Here is a 15,081-nt window from a genome sequence, read left to right as displayed (position 1 = left end):
GGGCAGGATGGACGGGTGACCGCCGCCGGACCCGACCCGCTCCCGCCGCTGTCGGCCCTGCGGAAGGCGCTCGACTGGGCCCTCGACTACGCCTACGTCCTCCGCTGGCAGGCGGCCGCCACGCTCTCCCGCGACGACGCCCGCTCCTTCGAGGACGGCCGCGACGACCGGCCGACGATCCTCGTGCTGCCGGGCGTCTACGAGCGCTGGCAGTTCATGCTGCCGATCATCCGGCGCCTGCACGCGCGCGGCCACGGCGTGCACGTGGTCGGCGCGCTCGGCGCGAACGTGGGCCGCGTCGCCGAGATGTCGCGCCGGGCCCGCGGGTACCTCGAGGCCGAGGACCTGCGCGACGTCGTCATCGTCGCGCACAGCAAGGGCGGCCTCATCGGCAAGCACCTCATGGCGTTCGGCGACCCGGACCGTCGGATCCGCGCCATGGTCGCGATCAACGCGCCCTTCGGCGGCTCCTCGTACGCGCGCCTCATCCCCGTCCGCAGCATCCGCGACTTCTCGCCGCGGAATGCCGCGCTCGTGGAGCTCGGCCGGTCACGGGAGGTCAACGCGCGGATCACGAGCGTCTTCGCGCGCTTCGACCCGCACATCCCGGGCGGCAGCTCGCTCGACGGCGCGACGGACGAGCGCGTCGCCGCGTCGGGCCACTTCCGGATCATGGGCGACGAGGACGTGCTCCGCCGGGTGGAGGCCGCGATCGACCGGGCCGGGATGCCGGCGGCGCCGCCCGCCTGATCCGCCTCCGAGCGCGGCGCATACTGGGCACATGCCCGACTCCGCCGCCCCCGCACGCGCGGGCGGCCACCCGGACGGCACCGCCGACGGCCGCGGCCGCACGGTGCTCGTCGTCGCGATCCTCGCCTCCTTCGTCGCGTTCCTCGACGGCACGGTCGTCAACGTCGCGCTGCCCGCGATCGGGGAGGACCTCGGCGGCGGGCTCGTCGTGCAGCAGTGGGTCGTGGACGCGTACCTCATCACCCTCGGCGCGCTGATCCTCCTGGCCGGCTCCCTCTCCGACGCCTTCGGCCGCGTGCGGGTGCTCCGCTGGGGACTCGTCGGCTTCGGGGTCACGTCGCTCGTGTGCGCGATCGCGCCGACCGCCGGGATCCTCATCGCCGCGCGCGCCGCCCAGGGCGCCGCCGGTGCGCTGCTCGTGCCGAGCTCGCTGGCGCTCCTCGCGCAGGCCTTCCGCGGCCCCGCGCAGGCGAAGGCCATCGGCTCGTGGACGGCGTGGACCGGCACCGCCATGCTCGCGGGCCCCGTCCTCGGCGGCGTGCTGGTGGACGCCCTCGACTGGCGGCTCGTGTTCGGGATCAACGTGCTGCCCATCGCCGTGACCCTCGTGCTGCTCGCCCGTCTACCGCACGACGCGCCCGTCGCCGACGGCACGCGCGTGGACGTGCCGGGCGCGGTGCTCGGGGCCATCGGGATCGGCGGCCCCGTCTTCGCGCTCATCGAGCAGTCGCGGCTCGGCATCGGCCACCCGCTCGTGGTCGGCAGCCTCGTCGTCGGCGTCGCGTGCCTCGTGCTCTTCGTGGTGCGCGAGCGGCGCACCCCGCATCCGATGCTGCCGCTCGGGCTCTTCCGCGAACGGGACTTCCTCGTCGGCAACATCGCGACCGTCGGCATCTACGGCGCGCTCTCGCTCGGCGGCTTCGTGATCGCGGTCTTCCTGCAGCAGACGGGCGGGCTGTCGGCGACGGCCGCGGGCTTCGCGCTCGTGCCGACCACCGTGATCATGCTGGTGCTGTCGACGCGGTTCGGCGCGCTGGCGGGGCGCATCGGGCCGCGGCTCCTGATGGGCGCGGGGCCGATCGTCGCGGGCGGCGGCTACCTGCTGATGCTGCGCGTCGCGGAGCCCGTCGACTACCGGGGGCAGCTGCTCCCCGGGATCCTCGTGTTCGGCCTGGGCCTGTCGATGACGGTGGCGCCGCTGACCGCGACGATCCTCGAGGCCGTGCCGTCCGCGCAGGCGGGCATCGCGTCGGCCGTGAACAACGCCGTGTCGCGCGTGGCCGGGCTGGTGGCGATCGCCGCGATCGGGCTGGTCGCCGGGCCCGAGCTCGACGTCGCCGCGTTCCACCGCGTGGTGCTCGTGACGGCCGCGCTGCTCGTGGCGGGCGGGCTGGTGTCCCTCGTCGGGATCCGCGCGCGTCACGCCGTCGCCGCGGACGACGCGGCGGGCTAGACGGCCAGCAGCACCTTGCCCACGTGCTGCGACGACGCCACGTGCGCGTGCGCGGCGGCCGCCTCGGCGAGCGGGAAGACGCGGTCGACGACCGGGCGCACGGATCCGTCGGCCACGGCCGGCCACACGTCGGCCCGGATCGCGGCGACGATGCGCGCCTTGTCGTCGGCGTCCCGGGCGCGGAGCGTCGTGCCCCAGATCCGCCCTCGCCGAGCCATCAGCTGGCCGAGCGCGATGCTCGTGGGCGCGCCGCTCTGGGCGCCGATGACCATGATCCGGCCGTCGCGGGCGAGGGCGCGGATGTCGCGGTCGATGTAGTCGCCGCCGATCGCGTCGAGGATCACATCGGCTCCGCGGCCGTCGGTCGCCGCGAGGAGCGCCTCCACGAAGTCCTGCTCCCGGTAGTCGATGAGGACGTCCGCGCCGAGCGCCCGGCACGCCTCGAGCTTCGCGGGGCTGCCGGCGGTGACGGCCACGCGCGCGCCGAGCCGCGCGGCCAGCTGGATCGCCATGGTGCCGATGCCGCTCGACCCGCCGTGCACGAGCAGCGTCTCGCCCGGCGCGAGTCCCGCGTCGAGCACGACGTTCGACCACACGGTCGCCACCACCTCGGGCAGCCCCGCCGCCTCGACGAGGTCGAGCCCCTCGGGCACCGGCAGGACGTGCCGCTCGTCGACCGCGACGAGCTCCGCGTAGCCGCCGCCGGCGAGCAGGGCGCACACGCGGTCGCCGACGCTCCAGCGCGTCGCGCCCACGCCGACCGCCTCGACCGTGCCCGACACCTCGAGCCCGAGGTGCGTCGGCGCTCCCGCGGGCGGCGGGTACGCGCCCTCGCGCTGGCTGAGGTCGGCGCGGTTGACGCCGGCGGCGGTCACGCGGATCAGCACCTCGCCGGGGCCCGCGACCGGATCCGGCAGGTCGGTGAGGGAGAGGACGTCGGGGGAGCCGGGGGAGGGGAAGGTGATGGCGCGCATCCCGCCACGGTACGCCCGAGCCCGGCGACGGACGACCGCCACGAGGAGTACATGAACTCGCAACGAAAAACGGGAATGGATGCCGGATCCATGCGCTTGCATATCTTCGAGGCCGTCGGCCCGCACCCATGACCCCTGTACGAAAGGCACGCACATGAGCGACACCAGCACCGTCCCCGGATACATCGCCGGCACCTGGACCATCGACAAGACGCACAGCTCGGTCGGCTTCAGCATCCGCCACATCATGATCAGCAAGGTCAAGGGCACGTTCAAGGACTTCGACGCCGAGATCGTCACGGGCGCCACCCCCGAGCAGAGCACCGTGAAGGCCCACGCGACCATCGCCTCGATCGACACCAACGAGCCGAACCGCGACCAGCACCTCCGCACGAACGACTTCTTCGACGCCGAGAACAACCCCACCATCGACTTCGTCTCGACCGCCGTGCGCGTCGAGAAGGACGGCGACGCGAAGGTCGACGGCGAGCTCACCGTCCGCGGCGTCACCAAGCCCGTCACGTTCGACGTCGAGTTCGGCGGCTTCGGCGGCGACCCCTACGGCCAGACCAAGTTCGGCGCGACGGCCACCACGGTCATCAACCGCGAGGACTTCGGCCTCACCTACAACGCGGCCCTCGAGACCGGCGGCGTGCTGCTCGGCGACAAGGTCACCATCACGCTCGACATCCAGGCGGTCCTCGCGACCCCCGCGGCCTAGCTGTACTGAGTCATCACGTTGGTGACACTCGGGCCGCGGGCGTCAGCCCGTGGCTCGAGTGGATTCGTTCAGTGTTGTAGTGCTGGATCCACGGATCAAGGGCGTCGGTTCTGGCTTGGTTGCTGGTGAAGGGTTGCCGGTAGGCCCACTCGGTCGCGAGGGTGCGGTTGAAGCGTTCGACCTTGCCGTTCTGCCAGGGGCAGTGCGGGCGGATGAACTTCTGCCTCGCACCGAGCTGCGTGACCGCGTTCTGGAACGCGGCCGAGTGCCGGTAGGCGAACGCGTTGTCCGTCAGGACCCGTTCGATGCGGGTGATGCCGTGCTCGGCGAAGTACGCCGCGGCCCGGGTCAGGAACCCTGCCGCGGTCACGCCCTTCTCGTCCGGGTGGATCTCCGCGTAGGCGAGGCGGGTGTGGTCATCGACCACGGCGTGGACGTAATCGAACCCGATCCCACGACCACGAACCTGTTCGCTGCGGCCATGCGCCCGCCAGCCGCCGCCGTCCGGGATCCGGCCGAGCTTCTTCACGTCGACGTGGATCAGGTCGCCGGGATGCTCATGCTCGTACCGGTTTGCCGTCGACCGGGATGCCCGGATCACGGCCCCGGTGACGGGGTCCAACCATGCCAACGGCGGTGCCCCGTGCCGCCGCAGGATGCGGGAGATCGTGCGGGCTGGAACACCGGTCACCGGCGCCAACCGGGCAGGACCTGATCGCAATCGGGTCCTCGCTTCCACGACGGCTCGTTCTCGTTCCGGGCTCGTCCTCGTCGGCACCCGTCTCGGCCTCGAGGACCGGTCCGACAAGCCTTCGAAACCCTCGGACCGGAACCGATTCACCCACCGATGCGCGCACTGACGCGACACACCGAGTTCGCGCGCGACATGCGAGACCCGCCGACGATCCTCGACCACCCGCCGCACGAGGAGAACCCTCCCGTGAACCGTCAGACGAGCATTAGCGTGGGACATCGAGGCCTCCTGGCAGTGGCAGAACTAGACAGCTCCATCAAGCCAGGAGGCCTCCTCACACGCCCCGAAGTGTCACCAACGTCATGGCCGGGTACACCTAGCGCGCACCGGCCGGGCATCCGTCCGGCCGCCTCCGCGTCACGCGGATCCGACGCCCCCGTTCCCCTCAGAGGGAGCGGGGGCGTCGTCGTGCCCGGCGGCGTCCCTCAGCGGACGAGGCCGAGCGCGCGGAGCGTCTCGACCGGGCGCTCGACGTGCGCGAAGTGTCCGGCGTCGCGGATCACCGCCGACCGCAGCGACGGTACCGCGCGCACCAGCAGGTCGAGGTCGTCCGGGGAGACGAACACGTCGTCGTCGCCGCGCACCGCGACCACCGGGCACGCGATGCGCGACCAGAGGCCGTCGGCGTCGTAGCCGCGCGTCACCTCCGCGGCCAGCGAGAACGCGCGCGGGCGTGCCTCGGTCGCGATCGCGTCGACGATCGAGCGGCGCACGTGCCAGCCGTGGGCGAACAGCGGCAGCGCGACCGGCCGCATGAGGCGGATGCGGCCGACGCCGCGGATGAGCGCGGTGCCCGGGCGGCCGAGCCGGCGCATCGTGCGCATCACGCCGAGCATCATCGTGAAGCCCGGGATGAGCCGGAACTCCCGCACGGGATGCGCGACGCTCGCGATGACCGAGTACGTGGTGGGCGAGACGAGCTCCACGGAGACGGCGCGGTCGGGGTCGCGCGCGGCCAGGTGCAGGGCGATGAAGCCGCCCATCGAGTGGCCGACGAGCCGGAAGCGCGCGTAGCCGAGGCCGTCGACCACGGCGCGGACGGCGTCGGCGATGGCGTCGACCGTCGCCTCGTCGTCGGTCGCGTCGAGCTCCGAGCCGCCCCAGCCGGGCAGGTCGATCGCGACCACGTCCGCGAACGGGACGCCGGCGTCGCGCGCGGTGCGGATCAGCGGCGTCCAGGTGGTCCAGGATCCGGCGGCGCCGTGCAGCAGCACCGTCGCGGTGTCCGAGCCGCGCACCTCGACGTGGCGGTGCCGGACGACGCCGAGGGCGGTGGGGGTGCTGCCCGACACGAGGCCGGAGGCGGCCGGATCCGGGTCGAGCTCGAGCGGGCTGTAGCCGGGCAAGGGCCGGGTCACTCGGCGCCGCCGATGATCTCCGAGCGGATGCGGCGGATGTCCTCGAGCAGCGAGCCGATGAGGATCCAGTGCTCCTCGCTCGGCTGCAGCACCACGAGCGGCGCCGTGAGCGCGGGCTCCTCCCGCGGATCGGAGCCGTCCGCGCGGCCGTCGCCCGGCAGCGCGTGCTCGGCCAGGAGCCGCACGTCGTGGGCGGCGCGCGTCAGCTCGGTCGCGATCCCGCGCACCACGGGCTCCTCGGCGAGCGACGGGTCGTAGCGGTCGTGCACGGCGCGCGTCATGCCGACCACGCGGTTGACGAGCACCGTGAGCGTCGCGAGCAGCTCCCGGTCGGCCTCGAGCAGCGCGCGGTGCCGCCGCCGGAGCGGGTTGAGGGTGAGGCTCTCGAGGCCCTTGTCGACCTCGGCGACGGCCTTCGTGTGCCGCGGCCGGAGCTCGCGGGCGCGGGCGAGCATGCGGTCGAGCTCCTCGCGGTCAACGGGCTCGCACAGCGCACCCGCCAGCCGGTCGAGGGCGGCGGCGCAGTCGCCCGCGAGGCCGACCACCGCGCGCCGGCTCGCCTCGTGCAGCACGGGCGGCGCGATCACGATGTTGACCACCACGCCGATGGCCGCGCCGAGGATCGTCTCCACGATGCGGTCGACCGCGTACACGGGCGAGAGCTGGCCGATGGCGAGCACGAGCATCGCGCTGATGGGGATCTGCGTGCTCGACCCGGGCGTCAGCCGGAACACCCAGCCCACCAGCACGGCGACGACGACCGCGAGGAGCACCACCCCGCTCGACGTGCCGAGCGCGAGGCCGAGGACGAGCGCCAGCAGCACGCCCGTGATCACGCCGAGGCTGCGCTCGACCGCCTTTCCGAATGTCTGGTTGATGCTCGGCTGCACCACGAGCAGCGCCGCAATGGTCGCGAAGATGGGCAGCTGCGCGGGCAGCAGGGCGATGCACACGAACCAGGCGATGATCGCGGCGACGGAGGTCTTGACCACCTGGACGAACGGGATCCGCGTGGTGGTGCGGACGGTCGTGGTGATGCGCACGTGCGGCCTCGGGCTTCGGTCTCGGGTGCCCCCATCATCCCGCGGGCTGGCGGGTTCAGGCCACCTGGGCCGCGTCGTCCACCCCGTCGGCCCCGCCGTCGCCCCCGCCGCCCTGCCGCCTCGCGTCCTGCCAGCGCGCCCACATCTCCTTGAGGTCCCACGCGTCCTCCGCCTGGATGGAGACGCCCCGCTCGCCCGTGCGCCGGGTGCGCCCGCGGATCACGAGCAGCCGCGTGCCGAAGAGCATGGGCCCGGCCTTCTGCTGCGCCTCGTCGAAGAAGGTGGAGTCGGAGCAGCCCGAGCCGTCGTCGAGGCTGATGAAGACGACGCGCTTGCCGCTGCGCATGGGCGGCGTCTGCGTGGCGATGCGGATGCCCGCGACCACCACCTCGGATCCGCTGCGCACCTCGAGCAGCTGGCTCGCCGGGATGACCCCGAGCTCGTCGAGCATGGGCCGGTAGCTCTCCAGGACGTGCTCGGTGACCTCCATCTGCAGGATGTCGAGCTCGGCGGCGACGCGCGCTCGGCCGTCGGGGTCGGGCGAGCCGCGCGGGATGAGGTCGCGGTCGTCGACGAACAGCGGCAGCTGGCCGGCCGGATCCGCGGGCCGGGCCGCGCGCGCCGTCAGCCGCCGGGCGAACGCCATCACGTCGCCGCGCGACGCGGCCCCGCGGGCGGCGGCTTCGGCGTCATCCGCGGACGTCGCGAGCGAGTCGAGCGCGCCCACCGCGGCCAGCCGCTCGAGCAGCGCGCGCGACGGCTGCGCCTTCGCGTAGAAGTCGCTGATGGAGTCGTAGGGCTGGCCCCGCTCGATGCGCTCCAGCTCCGCCTGGCTCATGCCGTGCACGTCCTGCAGCGACAGCCGGATCCCCAGCTCGCCGATGCGGGTGCGCCCCGACGTCCCCTCGCCCGCGACGCGCTCGACCCGGTAGACGCCGGTCGACCGGTTCACGTCGAGCGGCAGCACGGGCACCCCCATGCGCCGGGCCTCCGTGAGGAGCAGGCGCTTGGGGTACATGCCGGGGTCGTGCGTGAGGAGCCCCGCGAGGAACTCCGCCGGGTAGTGCGTCTTCAGCCACGCGCTCTGCCAGGTGGGCAGCGCGAACGCGGCGCCGTGCGCCTTGCAGAACCCGAACGAGCCGAAGCCCTTCAGCGCCTTCCAGATGCGCTCGACGTCGGCGTCCGAGAAGGGGCGCCGGCCCGTGCGCCCGTCGACGTGCGCGGTCGTGCGCTCCCGGAACGCCTGCTCGACCACCGTGTCCATCCGCTCCATGTTGCGGCGCAGCTCGTCGGCCTCCGCGAGGGAGACCTGCATGCAGTCGGCGAAGATCCGGATGACCTGCTCGTGGTAGATGACGACGCCGAACGTGGACGCGAGGAACGGCGCGAACCGGGGGTGCAGGTAGTCGGGCCGGGTGATGCCGTGCTTCGTGTCGAGGAACGGCGCGACCATGTTGCCCTTCATGGGCCCCGGCCGGAACAGCGAGATGTCGGCGATGAGGTCCTCGTAGACGTCCGGCTGCATCTTGCCGATGAGCTCACGCTGCCCGGGCGACTCGATCTGGAACATGCCGAGCGTGTGCGTGGTGCGGATGGCCTGGAACGTCTCCTCGTCGTCGTGCGGGATCTCGTCGAGCTCGATGCGCCCGTCGCGGTGCACGTAGCGCGCGTCGACCGGCACGCCGCCCGCGACCGCCGAGCGCGTGCCGTGGATGCGGTGGATCTCGTCCAGCGCGTACGCCATCGTGCTCTGCATCCGCACCCCGAGGATGTCGAGCTTCAGGAGCCCCATGTCGTCGATGTCGTCCTTGTCGAACTGGCTCATGGGCAGGCCCATGCCGCTCGGCTGCACGGGGCTCGTGCTGAGCAGGTCGGAGTCGCCGAGGATCACGCCGCACGGGTGCATGGAGATGTGCCGGGGGAGCCGGTCGAGCCGCTCCGTGAGGTCGACCAGCAGGTCGATGCTCGGGTCGTCGCGCACGAGGTCGGCGATGGGCTTGAGCTCGGGCTTCGTCTCGAGCACCGCCCGGAACTCGCGCGCGTTGAAGCGCCAGATGTTCTTGGCGATGAAGTCGATCTGCTGCTCGTCGAGGTCGAGCGCGAGCCCCGCGTCGCGCGCGGCGCCGCGGGCCCGGTAGGTGTTCTGCATCGACAGCAGGGTGACCCGGTTGCTGCCGTACTTCTCGAACACGCGGTGGTACACCTCGTGCCGGCGCGCGGACTCCACGTCGATGTCGATGTCGGGCAGCGTCGAGCGCACCTTGCCGAGGAAGCGCTCGAACAGCAGGTCGTGCTCGAGCGGGTCGACGTTGGAGATGCGCAGCAGGTAGTTGACGAGGCTGCCCGCGCCGGATCCCCGCGCCTGGTTGCGCACGCCCATGTCGCGCATGAGCGCGCACACGTCGGCCACGGTGAGGAAGTAGGTGGCGAAGCCGAAGCCCGTGATGGTCGTGAGCTCGGTGCGCATCCGGGCGAGCACGCGCTGCCGCATGGCCTCGTCGACGTGCCCGAAGCGCTCGGTGACGCCGGCCTCGGCCTTCCGCCAGAGCGCCTCGTCCGGGTCGCCCGTGACGCCGATGACGGACTTCTCCGGCAGCTTCGGCTTCCGCCAGGCGAGGTCGGCGTCGGGATCCAGGTGGCAGCGGTCGGCGAGCTCCTCCGTGGCGCGCAGCAGCGCCTCGCCCGCCCGGCGGTCGAGGGACGACGCGCCCGCGACCTCCCGCGCGATCCCCTGCATCTCGGCCGGGGTCTTGAGCCACGCCTGGCCGTTGGGCTGCGGGCGGAACGACCCGAGCGGCCGGAGCGTGCCCGCGGAGTCGAGCACGTCGCCCGTGAGCGCGTCGTCGGGCTCGAGGTAGCGCACGGCGTTGGTGAGCACCGCGGGTATGCGGTGGGCCTCGGCGAGCTCGAGCATGCGGGCGGCGTGGCGGAGGCTCCCGGACTCGCCGGGCTCGGTGAAGTGGCAGACCACCTCGACGACGACCGCGCCGGGCAGGAGCCGGGCCCACTCGGCCAGGTGGCGGGACGCGAGCGCGTGGTCGCCCGCCGCGACGGCGCGGCCGACGTCCGAGTCGGGCCCGAGCATGACGGTGCCGACGGGCCCCTCCTCGCCGAGCAGGAACGCGGGCGGCCGCGTGCGCGCGATGCCGGCCTGGGCGCTCCGGGCGGTGCTCCTCGCCGTGCCGCGCCCGTGGCTCGCGCTGATGAGCCGGCTGAGCGCCGCCCAGCCCTGGCCGCGCGTGCCGCCGTGCGCGAGCACCGTGATCCGGCCCGGGTGCTCGCCCGTGAGCCCGAGCTCCGCGCCGACCACGGGGGAGACCCCGGCGGCGATGCAACGGCGGATGTGGCGGACCGCGCCGTACAGCCCGTCGCGGTCGGTGATGGCCGCCGCCGACGCACCGCGGGACGCGACCTCGTCGACCAGCGTCTCGGGCGCGGTGGTGCCGAAGTGGGCGGAGAAGGCGGACGCGACATGCAGGTGGGTGAAGCTCACGCGCGCCTCCCTCGATGTCCGCCCGCGTCCTCCCCGGACGCGATGTTCGAACGGATGTTCGACTCGCCCAGTGTAGGTCGGCTGCCCGGCAGCCGCGACCCGTAGTCTCGGAGGATGACCAGCGAACCCTCCACCCTCGTCATCCTCGGCGCCAGCGGCGACCTCACGGAACGCCTCCTCCTGCCGGGTCTCGGCAGCCTCGTGGCGAGCGATCGGGGGCGGCGGATCCAGCTCATCGGCACCGGCCGGAGCGAGCGCAGCGCCCAGGAGTGGACGAAGACGGTCCGCACCGCGTTCGACTCGGTGGACGCCACGGGACGCCGGGCGGCGGGCATCGTCTCGTCCACGAAGTACATCCAGGCCGACCCCACCGACCTCGACGACCTGAAGCGCGTCCTCGACGCGTGCGAGGGCGCGCCGGCCCTCTACTTCGCGCTCCCGCCGGCCATCTCCATCGCGGTCTGCGAGCAGCTGGCGAAGCTCGACCTGCCGGAGGGCACCACGCTGGCGCTCGAGAAGCCGTTCGGCTCGAACAGCCGCAGCGCCGCGCAGCTCAACCGCCAGCTGCTGAAGCTCGTGCCGGAGGACCGCATCCACCGCACCGACCACTTCCTCGGCCTCTCCACGGTGCTCAACCTCGTGTCGCTGCGCTTCGCGAACCGCTTCTTCGAGTCGGTGTGGAGCGCGAAGGACATCGAGCAGGTCGAGATCCTCTACGACGAGACGCTCGCGCTCGAGGGCCGCGCCGCCTACTACGACAAGTCGGGCGCGCTCGTCGACATGATCCAGAGCCACCTGCTGCAGGTCCTCGCGGTCTTCGCGATGGAGCCGCCCGCGAGCATCGACCCGGACGACCTGCGCTCGAACATCGCCTCGGTCCTCCGCGCCACGGAGGTCTGGGACAACGACCCCATCGCCCACAGCCGCCGGGCCCGCTACACGGGCGCCACGGTCGACGGCACCCGCATCCCCGCGTACGCCAAGGAGGACGGGGTGGATCCGGCCAACGAGACGGAGACGCTCGCCGAGGTCACGTTCGGCGTCGCCAACGCGCGGTGGGCGGGCGTGCCGTTCCGCCTCCGCTCGGGCAAGGCCCTCAAGGAGGCGTCGAAGCGCATCATCGTCACCTTCAAGCCCGTGGCGCACCTGCCGCGGGGCCTCCACGGCTCCGCCCGGCCGGACCGCCTCATCATCGACCTCAAGCCCGACGGCATCTCGCTCGAGGTCACGATGGACGGCACGGGCGAGCCCTTCACGCTCACGCAGTCCACGTTCCGCGCGGAGTTCGCCGAGCCCGAGCTCACCCCGTACGGCGAGGTCCTCGACGGCATCCTCGCGGGCGATCCCCGTCTTTCCGTCCGCGGCGACGTGGCCGAGCGCTGCTGGCGCATCGTCGCGCCCGTCATGCGCGCTTGGAAGGGCGACCGCGTGCCCATGGCCGAGTACCGCGCCGGAACCGCGGGGCCGACCGCCTGGCGCTGTCCGCCCGCGCCGGCCGCGCCGGCCGCGCCGGCCTCCCGCATGACGGATCCCTGGGCGTCGTCGCCTCCCGGCGGCGGCGCCCTCGTCGCGTCCTAGCGTGAGGGCATGCCCGTGATCCTCAGCGAGATCCCCCTGCCCGCGGCCGCGCCCGAGGCGTCGCCCGGGCTGCACGGCGTGCTGGCGGTGCCGGCGGGCGAGGGGCCGTGGCCCGCGGTCGTGGTGGTGCACGAGGCCTTCGGCGTCACCGACGTGATGCGCCGCCAGGCCGAGCGCCTCGCCGAGGCCGGCTTCCTCGCGCTGATGCCCGACCTCTTCTCCGCGGGCGGCGCGCGCCGCTGCCTGGTCGCGACCTTCCGCACGCTGGCGGCGGGGGAGGGCCGCGCGTTCGTCGACGTCGAGTCGGCCCGCCGCGCGCTCCTCGCCCGGGCCGACTGCACGGGCCGCGTGGGCGTCATCGGCTTCTGCATGGGCGGCGGGTTCGCCCTCGCGGCGGCCTCCCGCGGCTTCGACGCGTCGAGCGTCAACTACGGCATGCTCCCCGAGGACCTCGACGGCGTGCTCGAGGGCGCGTGCCCCATCGTCGCGAGCTACGGCGGACGCGACCGGCAGCTCGCGGGATCCGCCGACCGGCTCGAGGCCGCGCTGTCGGCGCACGGCATCGCGCACGACGTGCGCGAGTACCCGGCCGCCGGGCACTCCTTCCTCAACGACGCCGAGATGGGTCCCCGGCCGCTGCGCCCGGTGCTGCGCGCGGTGGGCATGGGCCCGGAGCCCGCGTCGGCGGCGGACGCGTGGCACCGGATCGACGCGTTCCTCGACGCCCACCTGCGCGACGAGGAGAGCACGGGCGCATAGCGCATCGGCCCTGCGCGCCGAGCGGACTCTCCACGGGCCTCGGCTAGCCTGTGGAGGATCCGGGTGCCCGCGCCCGGCACTCCCCGCCCGGCGACGAGAGACCCACCCATGCAGCACGCCCCCCCAGCGGACCCGCACCGACCGGGCCCGCGTCCGCGGCATCGCCCGGCACGGGCGTCTCCGCACCCCGAGCGCCGGACGCGCCGTCATGAAGGGCATCGGCATGGTCGCCGCGGTCGCGTTCGCGGCCGCCGCATCGCTGCTGACCATCGTCTTCGCGGACCTCTCCCGCACCGTCGCCGACAATACGGTCGACATCTCGGACGGCCAGACGATGCCGCCCTCGCTCGGCGGCATCGACGGCGGCGCCAACATCCTCATCGTCGGCAGCGACAGCCGCGCCGGCCAGGGCGACGGCTACGGCGCCGCGAAGGACGTGGGCACGGCCACCCTCAACGACGTGACGATGCTGCTCCACATCAGCGAGGACAGCAGCCGCGCCACGGTCATCTCCTTCCCGCGCGACATGCTCGTGCCGATCCCGGAGTGCGAGGGCCCCGACGGCACGAAGTACGCCGCCAGCTCCCGCGCCCAGCTCAACGAGTCGCTGTCGCGCGGCGGGTTCGAGTGCACCGTCCGCATGGTCGAGGGCCTCACCGGGCTCGACATCCCGTACGGCGGCGTCGTGCAGTTCAACGGCGTGGTGGAGATGTCGAACGCGGTCGGCGGCGTCGAGGTCTGCGTGGCCAACGGCATCTACGACAAGAAGACCGACCTGTCGCTGGATCCCGGCATCCACCCGCTCCAGGGCAAGGACGCCGTGCAGTTCCTCCGCACCCGCGCCGGCGTGGGCGACGGCAGCGACATCTCGCGCATCGGCAACCAGCAGGTGTTCCTGAGCGCGCTCGTGCGCACGATCAAGAGCACCGACACGCTCACCAACCCCGCGAAGCTCTACGGGATCGCGCGCGCGGTCGTCGACAACATGCAACTGTCGACCTCGCTCGCCAACCTCGACACGCTCGTGTCGGTCGCGCTGACCTTCAAGGACATCCCGCTCGACGACGTGGTGTTCGTGCAGTATCCGGGCACGGTGCTCGCCAACGGGCGCGTGCAGCCCGACACGGACGCGGCGGCGCAGCTGGTGGGGCTGCTGGCGTCCGACGCGGACTTCTCGCTCGGCCAGACCGGCCAGACCGACGAGTCGGGCAGCGTGCCGGCCGACGGCACGACGACCCCGCCGGCCACCACCGAGCCGCCGACGGACGGCTCCGCGCCCGCGCCGGCCCCCACGTCGGAGGTGCTCGACGAGAGCATCACCGGGCAGACGGCGGCGCAGAGCACCTGCTCCAACGGCCGGGGCTGACCTGGCGCCGCGGCGGGCCCGTCCGGCGTCCGGTCAGCGGTCGGCGGGCGCCTCGACGACGCGCGGATCCGGGAAGGCCGTCTCGACCGCGGGCGCGCCGGTGCCGCGGGCGCGCATCCAGACGAAGAAGCCCGTGAGCGTGAATGCGCCGTAGAAGACGTACATGAACGCGGAGGCGTAGTAGCCGGCGCTCACGAGCAGCGGCACGCCGACGAGGTCGACGGCCACCCAGATCAGCCAGAACTCGACCCAGCCCTTGGCCATGCCGTAGGTGGCGAGGAGCGAGCCGACGAAGATCCAGGCGTCGGCCCACACGGGCTCGTAGGAGCCGAGCGCGCGGAAGACGGGCGTGAGGATCGCGGTGCCGCCGACGAGCGCGACCACGAGCAGGATCCGCTCGCGGCCCGACGCCCACTGCGGGACGACGGGCGCGCCGCCGTGCCGCGCCTGCTGCCAGCGGTACCAGCCGTAGACCGAGACGGCGATGAACATGACCTGGCGGCCGGCCTGGCCGAGGAGGTTCACGGGGTTCGGCGTGCCGAAGACGGCGCCGAGGAAGACGGTGAAGAGGAGCACGTTGCCGACGATGCCGACGGGCCACGCCCAGACCTTCCGGCGCATGCCGCCGAGCGCGCTGGCGAGGCCGAAGAGGTTGCCGACGATCTCGCGCCAGAGGATGGTCTGGTCGCCGATCCGGAGCTGCGCGTCGAACAGCCACTCGAGTGCCGCCATGCGGGATCCCTCCGTGCGCCGCGGCCCGGGTGACCTGCGTGCGGGACGCCGTGCGCGGCGCCGATGGGGTGAAGGCGCGGGCGACCCCGGCTATTCCCCG

At 73.2% G+C, this 15,081-nt stretch carries 12 protein-coding genes; 6 read left to right on the top strand and 6 right to left on the bottom strand.

Translation table 11 applies throughout. The annotated features are described in order from the left end of the window. The first annotated feature begins 15 nt into the window (after positions 1-15). Positions 16-750 (top strand): esterase/lipase family protein, encoded by a 735-nt coding sequence (locus B5P21_RS09545; protein ID WP_094171071.1) that lies wholly within the window; start codon positions 16-18, stop codon positions 748-750. A gap of 31 nt (positions 751-781) precedes the next feature. Further along, complete coding sequence (locus B5P21_RS09540; protein ID WP_094171070.1) at positions 782-2,203, top strand: MFS transporter; 1,422 nt, start codon at positions 782-784, stop codon at positions 2,201-2,203. Here the strand turns inward: B5P21_RS09540 and B5P21_RS09535 are convergent. Next, positions 2,200-3,177: an NAD(P)H-quinone oxidoreductase gene (locus B5P21_RS09535; RefSeq protein WP_045527788.1), complete on the bottom strand. Its 978-nt coding sequence runs from the start codon at positions 3,175-3,177 to the stop codon at positions 2,200-2,202. The two genes, B5P21_RS09540 and B5P21_RS09535, sit on opposite strands and share 4 nt — an antisense overlap. A gap of 154 nt (positions 3,178-3,331) precedes the next feature. On the opposite strand from B5P21_RS09535, the gene B5P21_RS09530 reads away from it, so the two are divergent. After that, complete coding sequence (locus B5P21_RS09530) at positions 3,332-3,898, top strand: YceI family protein (RefSeq protein WP_045527789.1); 567 nt, start codon at positions 3,332-3,334, stop codon at positions 3,896-3,898. 13 nt (positions 3,899-3,911) lie between these two features. Here B5P21_RS09530 and B5P21_RS09525 read toward each other — a convergent pair whose 3' ends face one another. The 4 genes from B5P21_RS09525 to B5P21_RS09510 form a co-directional block, all read right to left on the bottom strand. Beyond that, positions 3,912-4,871, bottom strand: coding sequence for an IS481-like element IS1122 family transposase (locus tag B5P21_RS09525; protein ID WP_094171069.1), 960 nt, complete (start codon positions 4,869-4,871; stop codon positions 3,912-3,914). 206 nt (positions 4,872-5,077) lie between these two features. Then, entirely contained in the window at positions 5,078-6,010 is a 933-nt protein-coding gene (locus B5P21_RS09520) for an alpha/beta fold hydrolase (protein ID WP_045527793.1), read from the bottom strand. Next, positions 6,007-7,053, bottom strand: a complete 1,047-nt coding sequence (locus B5P21_RS09515) for an FUSC family protein (RefSeq protein ID WP_045527797.1) — start codon at positions 7,051-7,053, stop codon at positions 6,007-6,009. Before B5P21_RS09515 ends, B5P21_RS09520 begins: the two co-directional genes overlap by 4 nt. 55 nt (positions 7,054-7,108) lie before the next feature. Then, positions 7,109-10,546 (bottom strand): DNA polymerase III subunit alpha, encoded by a 3,438-nt coding sequence (locus tag B5P21_RS09510; RefSeq protein ID WP_094171068.1) that lies wholly within the window; start codon positions 10,544-10,546, stop codon positions 7,109-7,111. 114 nt (positions 10,547-10,660) lie between these two features. Between B5P21_RS09510 and B5P21_RS09505 the strand changes: the two genes are divergently transcribed. From B5P21_RS09505 to B5P21_RS09495, 3 genes are all read left to right on the top strand, one after another. Then, positions 10,661-12,124 carry a glucose-6-phosphate dehydrogenase gene (locus B5P21_RS09505; protein WP_246865270.1) on the top strand — a complete coding sequence of 488 codons (1,464 nt, stop codon included), beginning with the start codon at positions 10,661-10,663 and terminating at the stop codon, positions 12,122-12,124. 9 nt (positions 12,125-12,133) lie between these two features. After that, the gene (locus B5P21_RS09500; protein WP_045527801.1) at positions 12,134-12,883 is read left to right on the top strand and encodes a dienelactone hydrolase family protein; all 750 of its coding nucleotides are present in this window, start codon (positions 12,134-12,136) and stop codon (positions 12,881-12,883) included. Positions 12,884-13,091: 208 nt separating this feature from the next. Next, complete coding sequence (locus B5P21_RS09495; RefSeq protein WP_246865269.1) at positions 13,092-14,249, top strand: LCP family protein; 1,158 nt, start codon at positions 13,092-13,094, stop codon at positions 14,247-14,249. A 33-nt stretch (positions 14,250-14,282) separates the two neighbouring features. On the opposite strand, the gene pnuC is transcribed toward B5P21_RS09495, so the two are convergent. After that, positions 14,283-14,981 (bottom strand): nicotinamide riboside transporter PnuC, encoded by a 699-nt coding sequence (gene pnuC / locus B5P21_RS09490; RefSeq protein WP_045527805.1) that lies wholly within the window; start codon positions 14,979-14,981, stop codon positions 14,283-14,285. Between the last annotated feature and the right edge of the window lie 100 nt (positions 14,982-15,081).

This window comes from Clavibacter michiganensis subsp. insidiosus (assembly GCF_002240565.1).
GTDB lineage: Bacteria > Actinomycetota > Actinomycetes > Actinomycetales > Microbacteriaceae > Clavibacter > Clavibacter insidiosus.
The sequence above is the reverse complement of the archived record's forward strand: the minus strand, read 5'-3'. Positions and strand labels throughout refer to the sequence as shown.

Bases quoted from the DNA above. Each gene is read 5' to 3' on its own strand.
- B5P21_RS09540 (WP_094171070.1), top strand. From the start codon at position 782: ATGCCCGACTCCGCCGCCCCCGCACGCGCGGGCGGCCACCCGGACGGC.
- B5P21_RS09535 (WP_045527788.1), bottom strand. From the start codon at position 3,177: ATGCGCGCCATCACCTTCCCCTCCCCCGGCTCCCCCGACGTCCTCTCC.
- B5P21_RS09530 (WP_045527789.1), top strand. From the start codon at position 3,332: ATGAGCGACACCAGCACCGTCCCCGGATACATCGCCGGCACCTGGACC.
- B5P21_RS09525 (WP_094171069.1), bottom strand. From the start codon at position 4,871: ATGTCCCACGCTAATGCTCGTCTGACGGTTCACGGGAGGGTTCTCCTC.
- B5P21_RS09505 (WP_246865270.1), top strand. From the start codon at position 10,661: ATGACCAGCGAACCCTCCACCCTCGTCATCCTCGGCGCCAGCGGCGAC.
- B5P21_RS09500 (WP_045527801.1), top strand. From the start codon at position 12,134: ATGCCCGTGATCCTCAGCGAGATCCCCCTGCCCGCGGCCGCGCCCGAG.
- B5P21_RS09495 (WP_246865269.1), top strand. From the start codon at position 13,092: ATGAAGGGCATCGGCATGGTCGCCGCGGTCGCGTTCGCGGCCGCCGCA.
- pnuC (WP_045527805.1), bottom strand. From the start codon at position 14,981: ATGGCGGCACTCGAGTGGCTGTTCGACGCGCAGCTCCGGATCGGCGAC.